Raw genomic sequence first — 13,479 nt, 5'->3', positions numbered from 1 at the left:
ATCAGTCATTCTAGAACAATTGATAAAGAATCGGAGCGACGATGGGCCGAACGCGGGAATTCGATGAGGAGGCGGTGCTGAAGGGGGCGATGCACATCTTTCGCAAGCACGGCTATCAAGGCGCCTCGATCCGGGACCTCGAGGAGGCGACCGGGCTCAAAGGCGGAAGCATCTATCACGCCTTCGGCGACAAGGCCGGCCTCTTCGACGCGGCGTTCGGACATTACAACCGGACGGTACTGGAGGGACGCATCGAGCGGTTTGCGCCGCCGGGAAGCGGACTTCAAGGCTTGCGCGAATTGTTCCTTTCACTCCTGCATGAGCCCGATAATGGCTCCCTCGGCTGCCTGATCACCAATATGGCGGTGGAATTCGGCGGTGGTGCCGATCGGCATCCCCGTGTCGAGGCGGCGCTCGGCCTCCTTCGCACCACATTCCGCTCAAGGCTGACCGAGGCATCGACCTTCGTTCGGGACGCCGATGGCGCCAAGGCGGACAGGACAGCCACCCGCCTTCTGGCCTTCTATCAGGGCCTTCTCGTGCTCATTCGCGGCGGCGACGACAAGGCCGGCCTGCGGCAGGCGATAGAAGACGAATTCAATCAATTGGAGACGATGTCATGACACCTGAGGCCCTCTGGAATCGATATGCAGCCATCTGGTCGCTGGATGCTTCCGCTCGTGAGCCGGAAATGCTGGCTTGCCTCGCTGACGATGTGACCTATTGCGACCCGAATGGAACGATCGCCGGGCGCGCCGGTCTCTCGGCTTACATGGCCGGCTTCAAAGAGAGCATGCCGGGAGGCCGGTTCAAGATATTGAGCGTCCTCCACCATAATGACCGTTCGCTGGCGCGCTGGGCACTGCGCCAGGAAGACGAGAGGGTCTTGCAGACGGGCACGAGCTTCGGGGTGATTTCCGATGGCCGGCTCGACGCGATCACCGGCTTCTTCGATCCTCTGGCGGAGCCGCACCATGAGTAGTGAGGCGACGCGCCAGCTGGCGCTCGACTTTGCGAGCCAGATCGCCCCAGCCGGCTGCATCGATATCAGGCGCTTCTTCGGCGGCTCCGCCCTGGTTCGAAACGGCGCGCAGTTCGGGTTCGTCATGAAGGGCACGCTGTATCTCCGCGTCGACGCAGCGATGCGCGCGGAGTTCGAGGCAGATGGCTCAGAACCGTTCAGCTACCGCGCTGCCGGCCGGGAGGTGACGGTTCGCCGCTACTACGCCGTTCCTGCACATGTGATCGACGATCCCGCGCTGCTGCACAGCTACGCGGAGCGCGCATTGCACGCGACCTCCACGCCCGGCCACAGGCTCGCCGATACGCTCCCGGCCGTCACCCCGTCTGGCTGATGCCCACGCCCAGCGCTCCCCATCCGGGCGAAAAGAGGGACCGACATCTCGCCCCCTCTTTGCAGGCGCCGGAGGCTACATATCCCGATTCAGGTATTCAAGCCGCCATCCACCGTGAGAATGGTTCCGGTGATGTGCCTTGCAGCGGGGCTCGCGAGGAAAGCCACAGCAGCAGCCACGTCTTCCGGCTCGCCGTAACGGCCAAGTGGAATCAGGGCACGCTGGAAGTCGGCGAAATCGCCATTGGCGGGATTCATATCGGTGTCGGTCGAACCCGGCTGGACCAGGTTTACGGTGATATCGCGAGATCCGAGTTCCCGCGCGAGGCCGCGGGTAAACGAGTGGAGCGCGGATTTTGTCATGAAATAGACCGTGCCGGTGTCACCGACGATGCGTTCGGCACCGACAGAGCCGATCGTGATGACGCGGCCTCCCGCCTGCAGATAGGGAATGGCGGCCTGCGAAGCGAGCAGAGGCGACCGCACATTGACATCCAGCAGCGCATCGATCTGCTCGACGCTGACGTCGGCGATCGCGCCGTAAAGCGCGATTGCGGCATTGTTGACGAGAATATCGAGACCGCCAAGTGCCTGGGCCGCCTCGTCGACCGAACGCTTCACTGCCGCCGGATCGGCGCTGTCGGCCTGGATGGCAAGCGCCTTGCGGCCCTTGCCCTCGATCGCCCGGACGACTTCGGCGGCGCGGTCGGCCGAACGCTCATAGGTGATGGCGACATCGGCGCCCTTGTCGGCAAGCGCCAATGCGATGGCGGCACCAATGCCACGCGAGCCACCGGTGACGAGGGCACGCTTTCCAGCCAGTTCTGTCATGATTTTCTCTTTCTGTAGTGATCGACACATAAATAGCTAGGCACGTTGCGATGGGGTGTCAATGGGTTTATATAATGATCGATGCAAAAATCGGATGAGAGGTCGAACGTCGATGAAACCCCCGCCCGCAGTCGCGGGCGGCCGCGGGCGTTCGATCGGGAAGCAGCCTTGGCGCAGGCGACCCGGCTGTTCTGGATCAAGGGCTTCGAGGCGACCTCGATCGCCGACCTCACCGAGGCGATGGGGATCGGATCGCCGAGTCTTTACGCGGCATTCGGCTCGAAGGAGGCGCTCTACGCCGAGGCGCTGCGCCACTATCGCGACAACAACGAGGCGTTTGTCTGGGCAGGCTTCTTTTCCGCGGGCACGGCGCGTGAAGCGGTGATGTCGTTGCTGATGGATTCGGCCGCTGCCCTGACCGGCTGTGTCGCGGATATTCCCCGCGGCTGCATGGTGACACTTTCCTCGGTCGGTAGCGAAGGCCACGTGGAACTCGGCGAACTCGTGCGAACCGCCCGCGCCATCACGCTCGACCGCTTAAAGGCGCGCCTGAACCAGGCGATATCAGAAGGCGAAATTCCAGCCTCGACCGACGTCCACGCGCTTGCCCGCTTCGTCCAGACCGTTCAGAACGGCATGTCGATCCTGGCCCGCGACGGAGCAACCCGCAGCGAACTGGAGGCCGTCGCCGAGTTGGCCATGCTGGGTTGGGACACTCGAACCGGGGCTGCTGAACGCAGGCAAGGTTGATCGCGTTTCGAATATCGTTACGCGGATGCTCATGTGTCACCTTTGGTCAGTCGGTCGCGGAAGCTTGGTAGGATCGCTGGAGCGTGTAGCTGCCCCTCATCCGGCTGCCGCCACCTTCTCCCCGCAAGCGGGGCGAAGGGGATATGCCGCGCCCTCTCGGTTCCTCTCCCGCCTCTCGCAAGGCACGTCCCCTCTCCCCGTTTTTACGGGGAGAGGGTTAGGGTGAGGGGCAGCCATTCGCGCCAACCGTCCGGAAACCGCTCGCACTTTCCGGCATCATGCCCTGAACGTTCAAATCTCTCCCGCCGCCGGCCCCCAGACATCCGTCAGCGCAAAACCGTTCGGATGCGGGTCAAAGGGGTCGAGCGCCACCTGGGTCAGGCCGAAGGTGAAGCCGCGGCCGGTGATGGTGGGGATGACGGCGGGGCGGCCGGCCACCTCGGTCACCGCCTGGAGGCCGACTTCGAATTCGGAGCCGATGATCGATTTCGAGGTGAAGGTGTCGCCGACCTTGGCCTTGCCGCGGGCATAGAGGGTCGCGAGATTGGCGGAGTTGCCGGTGCCGCAGGGAGAGCGGTCGGCCCGGCCCGGCCACATGGTGGTGCAGGTGCGCACCGTGCCATCGGCTTCCGTATCGCGGAACATGACATAGGCGACGCCCGAGATCGCCGGGATTTCGGGATGAACGACCTTGATGTCGCGGTTGATCAGCTCCTTGAGGATCATGCCGGCCTGGACGAGGCCGGCGGCATTGGCCTTCTCGATCGTCAGACCGATCTGGCCGACATCAACAAGCGCATAGAAGATGCCGCCATAGCTGATATCGGCCTTGATCTTTCCCCAATGCGGCGTGTCGATTGCGACATCGAGCTCATGCACGAAGGAGGGCACCATGGTCAGCCGGACCTTTTCGCAGCGCCCGTCGCGGCAGGTCGCCGTCGCCTTGACAAGGCCGGCGGCTGTTTCGAGTGTGACGATCGTCTCCGGCTCCTTCATCTCGACGATGCCGGACTCGAGAAGCGCCGTGGTGACGCAGATCGAGTTCGAGCCGGAACTCGCATGCGCCTGGTCGGGCTGCAGGATGATGAAGGCGGCGTCGGCCTCCGGGTGCCGTGCCGGCAGCAACAAGTTGACCGAGCCGATCGGCGCACCGCGCGGTTCCAGGCAAAGGAAGCGGCGCAGTTCGTCACCCTTCGGATCGGTGTTCAGCCAGTGCAGCTGGGCGGCGATGGTATCGCCGGGGATCTTCGGCACGCCGCCGATCGCGACGCGACCGATCTCGCCTTCGGCGTGGACATCCAGCAGCTGGATCGTGCGCTTCCATCTCATATCGAAAACTCCAGATCAGACGTGACGGGTGACGCCGCCATCGACGCGGATATTCTGGCCGGTGATGTAACCCGCGCCATCGGACAGCAGGAAGGCCGCGGTCTTGGCGATCTCCTCCACATGGCCGATGCGCTTCATCGGCACTTTATCGGCGGTCTCGGGCTTGTGGTTCAGGCTATCGATATAACCCGGCAGGATGCAGTTCATGCGGATATTGTCGGCCGCATAACGATCGGAATAGAGCTTGGTGAAGGCGCCGGCAGCGGCGCGGTAGGTGCAGGAAACCGGGAAGACCAGCGTCGGCTCGTAGGCGGCGAAGGTGGTGATGTTGACGAAGGCGCCCTTGCCCTGTTTCAGCATGACCGGTGTCACCAGCCGCGCCATGCGCACCAGTGACAGGATCATCATGTCGGAACCGAGCGTCCAGTTTTCGTCCGATATATCGAGCAGGTCGCCCTTCGGCGGATGGCCGCTCAGGTTGACGACGGCGTCGATGCGGCCATAGGTCTTCATCGTCAGGTCGAAGATCGCCTTGAGATCCTCGGCCTTTTCGGCCACGCCACGCGAGGCGACGCCGCCAAGTTCGGCAGCCAGCTTCTCACAACTTTCCGACGGCGACATCAGCGCCAGCCGATAGCCCTGCGCGGAAAGCTCGCGGGCGATTGCCTCGCCCATGCCGCGGCCGCCGCCGGTGATCAGCGCTACGGGTCTGGTGGTATCGGACATCGGGGCCTCCTAATAACGATCTATGCGGAACGGGGTCATATCGACGGATGGTTTGAGCCCGGTCACCATATCGGCGATCACCAACGCTGTCGTTGCCGAAAAGGTCAGGCCGAGATGGCCGTGGCCGGTCGCATAAAAAACGCCGGGCAGTTTAGACGACGGCGAAATGATCGGGATCGTATCGGGCAGCGCCGGACGATGACCCATCCATTCCGTCGTCTCCTCGACCTTGAGATCGGGCAGCGCACGCTGGGCGTGGCGCACCAGCACCCGCGGACGGCGGAAATCCGGCGCGGCATCAAGACCGGCGAGCTCGACATTGCCGCCGACCCGGATACCACCCGCCGTCGGCGTCACCATGAAGGCGCGATGCGGCCAGATCACCGAATAGCGCATCGCGATGCCGGGCTTCATGATCTGCGTGTGATAGCCGCGCTCGGTTTCGAGCGGGATCGGCTCGCCGAGCTTTTCGGCGAGGAAGCGGGTGTGGACGCCAGCGGCGAGCACCACCGAACCGGCCTCGATGCGCCTGCCATCCTCGAGGAGAACGACGGCGGTGCCATCGCCCCGGCGCTCGATATTCCGAACAGTGCCGGAAACGAAGGCCGTGCCCGCAGCTTTTGCGGCGTCGGCGAGTTTGACCACCAGCTTATAGGGATCGCGGATCGATTTGTTGTCGGGGAGCAGCACGGCTTTGGCGATCGCCGACGACAAAGTGGGTTCGTAATATTGGATGGCGCCGTTGCTCAAAACCTCGAATTCGAGGCCGTAGCGCTGCATCATGGCGAGATGGCCGCGATCGGCGGCAAATTCCGCCTCCGTCTCATAGATCGCTAGACAGCCCTCCTCGGTCATCAAGTCGGGTGCGCCGATCGCCTCGAGCATCGCCCTGAAATCGCCGAGCGCGCGATGCGACAGGCTCATGCCGGCATCCTCGATCTCTCGGAGACGCGAGGGCCGGCCGGCGGCGAGGAAGCGCAGGAACCAGGGCAACATCCTGGCGGCATAGGAAGGCCGCAGCCAGACCGGACCTTCCGGATCGAGCAGCCAGCCGGGAATCTTCTTCCAGGTCGAAGGGCCGGAGCCGGCGGCAAAATCGAGCGCGATACTTGCCATATTGCCGAAAGAGGTGCCGCGTCCCGGCTCGCCCTTGTCGATCAGCGTCACCTCAAACCCGCGCCGCTGCAGCTCGAAAGCGATCGAGGCGCCGATCACGCCTGCGCCGACGACGGCCACCCTCTTCTGCGTCTCATCCGCCATGCCATCAACCCATCGCACGGCAGACAGAATTGCCGTTGTGGACCTGATATATCACATTAGCATGCGATGCCTAGAGAATTTCCGTTTTCTCCGAATCACGGAAATTCTCTATCTCTTTGTTTTTTCGCAATTCCGAAACGCTAAACCGCTGTGCGCTTTGCTTGAATTGCTCTGTGGAATTTTTACTGGCTTTCCGGCAGGCCGGCGCCGACGCTGTCGCCGACCGAACCGACGGTGTTGTTCATCGACTGGCCGAGACGCTTCAGCTGGGCGTCGTAGTTGCGCCGGGTGCGCGGATCGAAGATCGCAATCGGCGTGCTGACGGCGACGCTGACGGCACTTCCGGCGGTCTGGGCAGCGCCCATCGCAACGGCACCGACGGCCTCACCGAGGCCGACATTGGAATCGGTGATCGTCTGGCCGGCAATCAGCCGGTCGCCGATCAGCTTCACCACCTCCGGGCTTTCGGCGAACTTGCCGTGGTTCAGCCGGTCGCCGCCCTTGAGCTTGGTGAGGTCGAGCACGGTGATGCCGGCGGCCTCGAGCTTGCTGCGATAGGGCTCGACGGAGGGATCGATCTGGCCGAGCCGGTCGACATTGCCGGAGATGCGCCGCGACAGCGCCAGAGCCCGATCGTCCTGCGAGACGAATATGGTGAAGTGCGGCCTTTCCTTGCCGAGGCTCGCGAACTGGCGGCCGAAGACATCGACATCGAGATCCGGCGAGGCAAGGATGACATTGTTGATCTTCGGTGCGACATGACCTTTGCGGATCGCCATCTGCCTGAGCGCTTCGACGGTCAGCCAGGTGCCCATCGAATGGGCCATGATGGTGATGTCGCTGACAGCCGGATTGGCGGCGGTGCGGGTCAACAACTCCTCCAGCGCGTCGCGGGAATAGTTGGTGCTTTCCTTGTCGTAATTATAATCGAAGATGCTGCCGCGCGACGGCCAGGTGAAGACGACAGGGGCGACGTCGGCATGCGAATCATGGACGATCTGCGCGAAGCGGTAGACGGCATCCTCGTAACGATTGTTGAAGCCGTGCACGAAGACGAGCACGCGGCGGCTCTTCGCCATATGGGTCTTCAGCCAGGTCTCGCCGGCCCGCTCGCCTTCCAGCGGATCGACCGAAACGGTGACGAAATCGCGCGACGGATCGGCCGGCAGGCGGCTTGGCCACTGCACCTGGCCGACCTTGCGATTGGCTTCCGGCGGGATCGAGACGTCAACGGCATTGACGGCGAGCCCGGTGCCGCGCTCGCCGGAGAAAAGCACGGCGGGATTGTCATCGGCGGCGCGCGTCGTCGCGACGAGCAGGTCGACCTTGGAGGTGCCGGGCGGCACGGTGCCGGCCGCCTGCATGACACCGACCGGCCTGCCGCCGCAGCCGGAAAACACCATCATTGCCACCAGAAGACCTGTCAGGGCCGCGCGCGGGGCGCGTCTTTTGCCGATCATGACCAACTCCAATCGGTTCACGCACCGGACAGGCGGCGCCCGTTCAAATAGTCCGACGAGGCTTGCCGAGTCAAACCACGGGAGGTGGAAGCCTTTTGGGCTGGAGAGAAAAGAGTCTTGGGAAAAAGAAAAAAGCCCGACGCGGGAGGAGGTGCGCCGGGCTCTTGATCCTGACTGACAACTGGGAGGAGGAGTGTTGTCAGTCCGATGTAAGAGCGCTGGGAGGAGGAGTGCGCTGCTTACGAAGATAGTAATAGCCAATTCTTTTGATTCGGAACAGCGAAAATACCGCAATGCAGCAATGCGCTGCATGCAAGGCTTGCCCTCAAAATAACAGGTCGCCGCCTCATTTTGCAGCAAGTTTGACCGGATGGTCAAATTATGCCGAAAATTGCGGCCTCGGGGATTGCCGATGGGCTTGCCCCTCATCCGCCTGCCGGCACCTTCTCCCCGTAAACGGGGCGAAGGGGATATGCCGCTACCTCTCGATCCCCATTAGCTCTCGCAGGGCACGTCCCCTCTCCCCGTCAGAACGGGGAGAGGGTTAGGGTGAGGGGCAGCTACTAGCGCAAACCAGAAAGCCGTGGGACAAGCCCATCAAGCAGCCTTGAAGACCTTGCTGCCCTCGGCGTCGAGGGCGGAGAATTCTTCGTTCGAGAGAGTGATCTCGACGGCGGCGACATTTTCCTCGAGATGCTTGACCTTGGAGGTGCCGGGGATCGGCAGCATGACCGGGCTGCGCTTCAGCACCCAGGCGAGCGCGATCTGGCTGGGTGCTGCATTGTGCTTTTTGGCGATCGTATCGAGCAGCGAGCCCGGCTTGGCGAGATCGCCGGCGGCGAGCGGATACCACGGGATGAAGCCGATATTGTGCTTGGCGCAATAATCGAGCACGTCCTCGCTGGTGCGGTCGACGAGATTGTAGCGGTTCTGGACGGTCGCGACCTTGAAATGCTTCGAGGCGGCCTCGATGTCGGCAACGGATACTTCGCTCAGACCCGCATGGCGGATGAGGCCGGTATCGAGCAGCGATTTGATCGCATCGAATTGTTCCTTGGCCGGCACTTTCGGATCGATCCGATGCAGCTGCCAGAGATCGATCTGCTCGACGCCGAGATTGCGCAGGCTCTTATGCACTTGCTGGATCAGATATTCCGGACGTCCGACGGGCAGCCAGATATCGGGGCCGTGGCGGGTCAGGCCGCCCTTGGTGGCGATGACAGACTTGCCGCCATAGGGATGCAGCGCTTCCTTGATCAGCCATTCGGAGACATCGGGGCCGTAGGAATCGGCCGTATCGATGAAGTTGACGCCGAGTTCCGGCAAGCGCTTCAGCGTGCGGATGGATTCGGCATGATCGGAAGGCTCGCCCCAGATGCCCTTGCCGGTGACGCGCATGGCGCCGAAACCGAGACGGTTGATCTCGATATCGCCGCCGATCTTGAAGGTGCCTGACTTTGCTGCGTTGTATTGGGCTGCGTTGTGACTGGACATGGTCTTTCCTCTCTTATCAATCAAATATTGAAATCGGTGGAACGGTCGGAGGCGGTTCAACAGCCGCGGCACGGATGCCGAGGCTTTCGGAGATGCCTTCGAGCGCGAATGTCTGCCCTGATCGAAAGCGGTGCCCGGCATGGTGAAGATCTGCCTATCGCGGGGATCATCAGAATGTGGCCGCTACAACGCTTGCAGATATAGGACGGCCCGGTTCCGATAACAGGGCCTGATCACAGGATGGAGCGGAAACATCGGCATCGAGCTGATCTCGTCGGAAGTGCACACGGAGGCGCAGGCGGCCCCGCGTCAACGCCTGGTCTTTGCCTCGTCGCCGAATTCCGCCAGCATCTTCCAAAGGTCGGTGAAAATCTCCCGGGCGAAATCCTGCGGCGAAGTACTTGGCGGGCGCTGCTGCCAGAGCTCAGCCCCGACGCGCAGCGCGCCGATGACGATGGCCGCAAGAACGCGCATGCGGGGCCGCTCAAGCGGATCACCTCCCTTGCGCAGAAGCAGCGCCTCAGCGAGCTTCTGTTCGAGCTTGGCGTATTTCAGCTGGTCGCGGGCCTTCAGCACCGGCGTGCGGTGGATGAGTTCGCCAAGCGCCAGGCCAGGCTCGTCAACCGAGGCGATGACGGTTGCGGTGATTGCCGCCTCAACCGTCACGACGGAGGATTCTGGCGCCGGCCTTGCCGCGATTGCCGCCATCAGGCGATCGGCGAAGGAATCCTGCCAGGCGAAAACCACCTCTTCCTTGGAGGGGAAATAATCGAAGAAACTGCGTTTGGAGACATCGGCCGCCTCGGTGATGTCCTCGATCGTCGTGGCGTCGAAGCCGCGCTGCAGAAAGAGGGTCATCGCCGCCTGCTCGATGCGCTCGCGCGTCTGCCGCCGCTTGCGTTCCCGCCGGCCTTCGGTCGTCTCCGTCCGCTTGTTCTCAGCCATTCCGTCCCGGCATCATCGTTCAGCCGCCGGTTTCGTTGGAAAAGGCGGCGACATCATCGATGTCAGCCGAGCGCTCACGATAACTGAAGCGCTCGCGCGACAGTTCCAGCGGCTTGCGGCGCGAAATCCGATAGACGGAGGCCGGCGGCAGGTTGCGCACCGTGCCGCCGATGCGCACCGCCTTCAGGCCGAGACGGTCGAGGATCGGCCGCGGCACCGGGCAGCGCGGACCATAGGTAAACTGGTAGACGGCGCCGCCCGGCCGCATATAGGCGAAGGCGCCGGCCAGGATCGAGGCGATCTTGCGCGGCGACATGGACAAAAGCGGCAGACCGCTGACAACCGCGCCGACCGGTTCACCCTCGAAAATATCGGCATGGGCGAGATGGGCGGCATCCATCTGCAATACACGCGCCGTTGGGAAGCGCGCCTGCAGCGAGGTGATGAATTCCGGACCGTACTCGATCAGGGTCAGATCCTCTTCGCTGACCCCGCGCGCCAGCAGCGCCCGGGTGAAGACGCCGGTTCCCGGGCCGAGCTCGATGATCGGCCCGTCGAGTGCGGCAATTTCACTGGTCATGATCCTGGCAAGCGAATCCCCCGACGGCGCGATGGCCGCGACCCGAAGCGGGTTGCTGACCCAGGAGCGAAAAAAATGCAGGAAATCGGAGCATGCGGCCTTTGCAGTCATGACTATCCCACCCGTCTGAAATTCGATTGATTATGAAATGCGACCATCGCGGCGAGCATGGCAATTCCAAGGCAGAGGCGTCAATCGCTCGTCGCTGCGGCTTTTCGCAACACCACCGTCAACAGTTTGCGTGATTTTGTACTTATTGCATTTTTGCATTCAATGCAACATTGTACGAACGACAATTGGGGAAGGACATGCCGCATCCGGCTAGCAAGGCCGAGGATGGCGCCGAGGGAAGAGCAAGGTTTGCCAACAAACTGAGGGCGGCTCGGAGGCCGCCCTTCAGCTCAGACGGGCCGATCGCGATGGCGAACGGCCGGGCGTCTCGTCAGTAATTGCAGCTGGAGCCGCTCCCCGGGTTGAAGCCGAGCTTGCAATCCATCTTGAGGGGCTTCTTCGGGCTCATCATGTAAGGCGTCATCCGACCTGAAGTTTCCGAGCCGCGCTCACCGATCGAACCGGTGGTGCGCCTGTCATGCTCAACCGTTGTTTGTTGTTGGGCAACCGGACGCTCGGCTGCACCTTGCTCTGTCGCGCTCGACTGGAGGGGATCTGCCATGGCCGAGAAGGCCGAAAGGCCGAGGATTGCGCCGAAGGCAGCGGCCATCAGGCCGTTCTTGAAAGTCGTGGTCATAATCGTCTCCTTGGGAGGATTCGTGGAGTTTACGCCCCGGAGTTAGGAAGGCGATCTGTCACATACTACGGTGCCAAAGCAGAGGTCACGGATATGTGAGCGGCGGCTCGATCAAGAAAAAGGCGGCTCATCGCCGCCTCTTTCATTTGCCGGCTCAATAGCCGTTATCGCAAGGCATGCTGCCGGGACCGATCGATCCGGAAAACGTAGGGTTGCACATTTTCGGAGCTGCCGGCCTGTTCACCGGCTGGCGGACGACGGAGCCCGTGGTATTGGCCTCAACGCCGAAGGCGGCAAGCGGATACCAGTAACCATCGGAATGGCGGCGGGTGCCGGGGCGCTCCGTGCGAAAGCCCTGATAGCCATGCCAGGACCCGGCATGTGGTTTATATTGCACCATTTTTACATCCGAGACAGCAGGCGGCCGAGCCGTCTGAACGGATGCTGCCTGCGCGGGGATGATCGACGTGAGGGCGAGAAGGACGCCGAGCGCGGCGGTGGATGGGGCAAGCCTGAACATCTTCATGATAAACCCTCCTTATGGATTTATCTTAAGAAAATGCCTTTCGGACGAGCGGAGTTCCGCGACTCGACCGCAATTCCAAAACTCGTGATTGCAGGCGATCCGGCGTGACTAAATCGCCGAAAACGTGAAAAGTCGCGATCAGGAAAGAGCTCAAACGGCGCTGGTGACGAAACGTGAATTCTCTGTTCTCAATTCGCGTATAATGTCCGGTAGCCCTGCCCAGAGAGGCAGGCGACATATTGGCGATGGGCGGCGGCGCGCGCCGTGGTTTCGGCTTCCAACTCATCGGCCCCGGCATAGCCGGTCAGCTGGGCGCGCAGCTGATACTGCTTTCTCGCCTCGTCATACATGGCGTTGCCATCGGTCATGCAAAGGCCGTGCGCAACGACCGGCGGATTGACCGGCACGCCGACCGCCAGGAGCACGGGATCATTGGCATGGTCGATGCAGCCGCCAAGGGCCGTCATCATCGCCAGGGCAGCCAGAGCCCGAAAAATTCCCACCGCCATGCATTCCTCCGGCTGAAGCGCCTTAAAGATCATCAGACCTGCGGATACATCAGGAAGGTTGCGCGAAACTAGGCTGAGGGGCTTGCCTGCCATTCCGGCTGGACGCGCCACTTGACTAGTCACGTTGAAATATTGCTAAAATATTATATTAATGTTTACTTATAGTCGTAAACGCTAATCTTTCGGGAGGGAAAGATTATGGCTTCGCCGTGGGTAAACGACGCGCTCTCGCACGCACAATCAGCATTCTCCAGCAAGACTGATACAAATATCCTTGAGGTCGGAGGCGGCTCTCGCACGCATATCCCCTTGAAAGGAGCGCGATATACCGTTGTCGACATCTCCAAAGAGCAACTCGAAAAGAACCAGGACGCCGCCGAAAGAATCCTCGGCGATGCTCAAACCATCGACTACGGAGATCGTCACTTCGACGCCTGCGTCTTCTGGGACGTTCTCGAGCATCTGGAAAGCCCGCGCTCGGCCTTGTTGAGAGCCCATGATACCCTGTCTCCCGGTGGTCTGGTGTTCGTCAAGGGTCCGATCCTGAATTCAGCCAAAGGGATCTTCACCGATCTGACACCCTGGTGGACACACGTCTTGTTCTATCGCTACGTTCTCAGGCAGAAAAACGCCGGAAAGCCGGGTTATGCCCCATTCCGCGTCGAGCACGCCGCAGAGGCATCCCATTCGGAGATTGCCGGGACATTGAAAGACCTCGGCATGGATGTCGTCTTCGTCGGCGAATATGTGTCGACGCAGGTGCATGCGCTCAAGGATAGAATTCCCCCGCTTTATTGGCTCTATGAAGCTTTCGGTCTTCTGCTTCGCACGACTTCGGCCGGGAAGATCGGGGGTCGGGAGACGGAGTTTCTGATCGTGGCCAAGTGCCGTGGCCAAAGCAGATCGGTATCTTCGCATTAAGTCTCTTTATTGGATGACCGCTGCAGACTTTTGAGCGACATGCATT

General features: G+C 61.8%; 16 protein-coding genes. 5 read left to right on the top strand and 11 right to left on the bottom strand.

All coding sequences use genetic code 11. The features are described 5' to 3' along the window. Nucleotides 1-41: 41 nt before the first annotated feature. Genes V8P77_RS05460 through V8P77_RS05450 form a run of 3 tightly spaced genes read left to right on the top strand, consistent with a single transcriptional unit; the run spans nucleotide 42 to nucleotide 1,355 of the window. Nucleotides 42-623 (top strand): TetR/AcrR family transcriptional regulator, encoded by a 582-nt coding sequence (locus V8P77_RS05460; RefSeq protein ID WP_335911149.1) that lies wholly within the window; start codon nucleotides 42-44, stop codon nucleotides 621-623. Next, the gene (locus tag V8P77_RS05455) at nucleotides 620-982 is read left to right on the top strand and encodes a nuclear transport factor 2 family protein (protein ID WP_335911148.1); all 363 of its coding nucleotides are present in this window, start codon (nucleotides 620-622) and stop codon (nucleotides 980-982) included. Before V8P77_RS05460 ends, V8P77_RS05455 begins: the two co-directional genes overlap by 4 nt. Further along, nucleotides 975-1,355, top strand: coding sequence for a TfoX/Sxy family protein (locus tag V8P77_RS05450; RefSeq protein WP_335911147.1), 381 nt, complete (start codon nucleotides 975-977; stop codon nucleotides 1,353-1,355). The genes V8P77_RS05455 and V8P77_RS05450 overlap by 8 nt, the downstream gene beginning before the upstream one ends. Before the next feature lie 89 nt (nucleotides 1,356-1,444). Here V8P77_RS05450 and V8P77_RS05445 read toward each other — a convergent pair whose 3' ends face one another. Continuing rightward, a complete protein-coding gene (locus V8P77_RS05445) occupies nucleotides 1,445-2,185 on the bottom strand; it encodes an SDR family NAD(P)-dependent oxidoreductase (RefSeq protein ID WP_025392972.1) in 741 nt (246 codons plus the stop codon). Between the two features lie 81 nt (nucleotides 2,186-2,266). On the opposite strand from V8P77_RS05445, the gene V8P77_RS05440 reads away from it, so the two are divergent. Continuing rightward, entirely contained in the window at nucleotides 2,267-2,935 is a 669-nt protein-coding gene (locus V8P77_RS05440; protein ID WP_335911146.1) for a TetR/AcrR family transcriptional regulator, read from the top strand. A 291-nt stretch (nucleotides 2,936-3,226) separates the two neighbouring features. On the opposite strand, the gene V8P77_RS05435 is transcribed toward V8P77_RS05440, so the two are convergent. The 10 genes from V8P77_RS05435 to V8P77_RS05390 all read right to left on the bottom strand — a co-directional run bounded on the left by V8P77_RS05435 (nucleotide 3,227) and on the right by V8P77_RS05390 (nucleotide 12,512). After that, nucleotides 3,227-4,264, bottom strand: a complete 1,038-nt coding sequence (locus V8P77_RS05435) for a 4-hydroxyproline epimerase (RefSeq protein ID WP_335911145.1) — start codon at nucleotides 4,262-4,264, stop codon at nucleotides 3,227-3,229. Between the two features lie 15 nt (nucleotides 4,265-4,279). Continuing rightward, on the bottom strand, nucleotides 4,280-4,990 hold the full coding sequence (locus V8P77_RS05430) for an SDR family oxidoreductase (RefSeq protein ID WP_335911144.1): 711 nt from the start codon (nucleotides 4,988-4,990) through the stop codon (nucleotides 4,280-4,282). Between the two features lie 9 nt (nucleotides 4,991-4,999). Continuing rightward, a complete protein-coding gene (locus V8P77_RS05425) occupies nucleotides 5,000-6,250 on the bottom strand; it encodes an NAD(P)/FAD-dependent oxidoreductase (protein ID WP_335911143.1) in 1,251 nt (416 codons plus the stop codon). A 182-nt stretch (nucleotides 6,251-6,432) separates the two neighbouring features. Beyond that, complete coding sequence (locus V8P77_RS05420) at nucleotides 6,433-7,710, bottom strand: alpha/beta hydrolase (RefSeq protein WP_335911142.1); 1,278 nt, start codon at nucleotides 7,708-7,710, stop codon at nucleotides 6,433-6,435. Nucleotides 7,711-8,307: 597 nt separating this feature from the next. Continuing rightward, nucleotides 8,308-9,204 carry an aldo/keto reductase gene (locus tag V8P77_RS05415; RefSeq protein ID WP_335911141.1) on the bottom strand — a complete coding sequence of 299 codons (897 nt, stop codon included), beginning with the start codon at nucleotides 9,202-9,204 and terminating at the stop codon, nucleotides 8,308-8,310. A gap of 309 nt (nucleotides 9,205-9,513) precedes the next feature. Then, entirely contained in the window at nucleotides 9,514-10,149 is a 636-nt protein-coding gene (locus V8P77_RS05410) for a TetR family transcriptional regulator (RefSeq protein WP_335911140.1), read from the bottom strand. A gap of 19 nt (nucleotides 10,150-10,168) precedes the next feature. Then, nucleotides 10,169-10,840 carry a class I SAM-dependent methyltransferase gene (locus V8P77_RS05405; protein ID WP_335911139.1) on the bottom strand — a complete coding sequence of 224 codons (672 nt, stop codon included), beginning with the start codon at nucleotides 10,838-10,840 and terminating at the stop codon, nucleotides 10,169-10,171. Nucleotides 10,841-11,171: 331 nt separating this feature from the next. Beyond that, complete coding sequence (locus V8P77_RS05400; RefSeq protein ID WP_335911138.1) at nucleotides 11,172-11,477, bottom strand: hypothetical protein; 306 nt, start codon at nucleotides 11,475-11,477, stop codon at nucleotides 11,172-11,174. A gap of 154 nt (nucleotides 11,478-11,631) precedes the next feature. Continuing rightward, nucleotides 11,632-12,003: a cell surface protein gene (locus V8P77_RS05395; RefSeq protein ID WP_335911137.1), complete on the bottom strand. Its 372-nt coding sequence runs from the start codon at nucleotides 12,001-12,003 to the stop codon at nucleotides 11,632-11,634. 188 nt (nucleotides 12,004-12,191) lie between these two features. Continuing rightward, a complete protein-coding gene (locus V8P77_RS05390) occupies nucleotides 12,192-12,512 on the bottom strand; it encodes a hypothetical protein (protein WP_025392960.1) in 321 nt (106 codons plus the stop codon). Nucleotides 12,513-12,710: 198 nt separating this feature from the next. On the opposite strand from V8P77_RS05390, the gene V8P77_RS05385 reads away from it, so the two are divergent. Next, nucleotides 12,711-13,433, top strand: a complete 723-nt coding sequence (locus V8P77_RS05385) for a class I SAM-dependent methyltransferase (protein ID WP_020048253.1) — start codon at nucleotides 12,711-12,713, stop codon at nucleotides 13,431-13,433. Nucleotides 13,434-13,479: the final 46 nt, after the last annotated feature.

The organism is Rhizobium aouanii (assembly GCF_037002925.1).
Taxonomy (GTDB): domain Bacteria; phylum Pseudomonadota; class Alphaproteobacteria; order Rhizobiales; family Rhizobiaceae; genus Rhizobium; species Rhizobium aouanii.
Note: the sequence above shows the minus strand (reverse complement) of the source record. Positions and strands in the feature narration are given on the sequence as shown.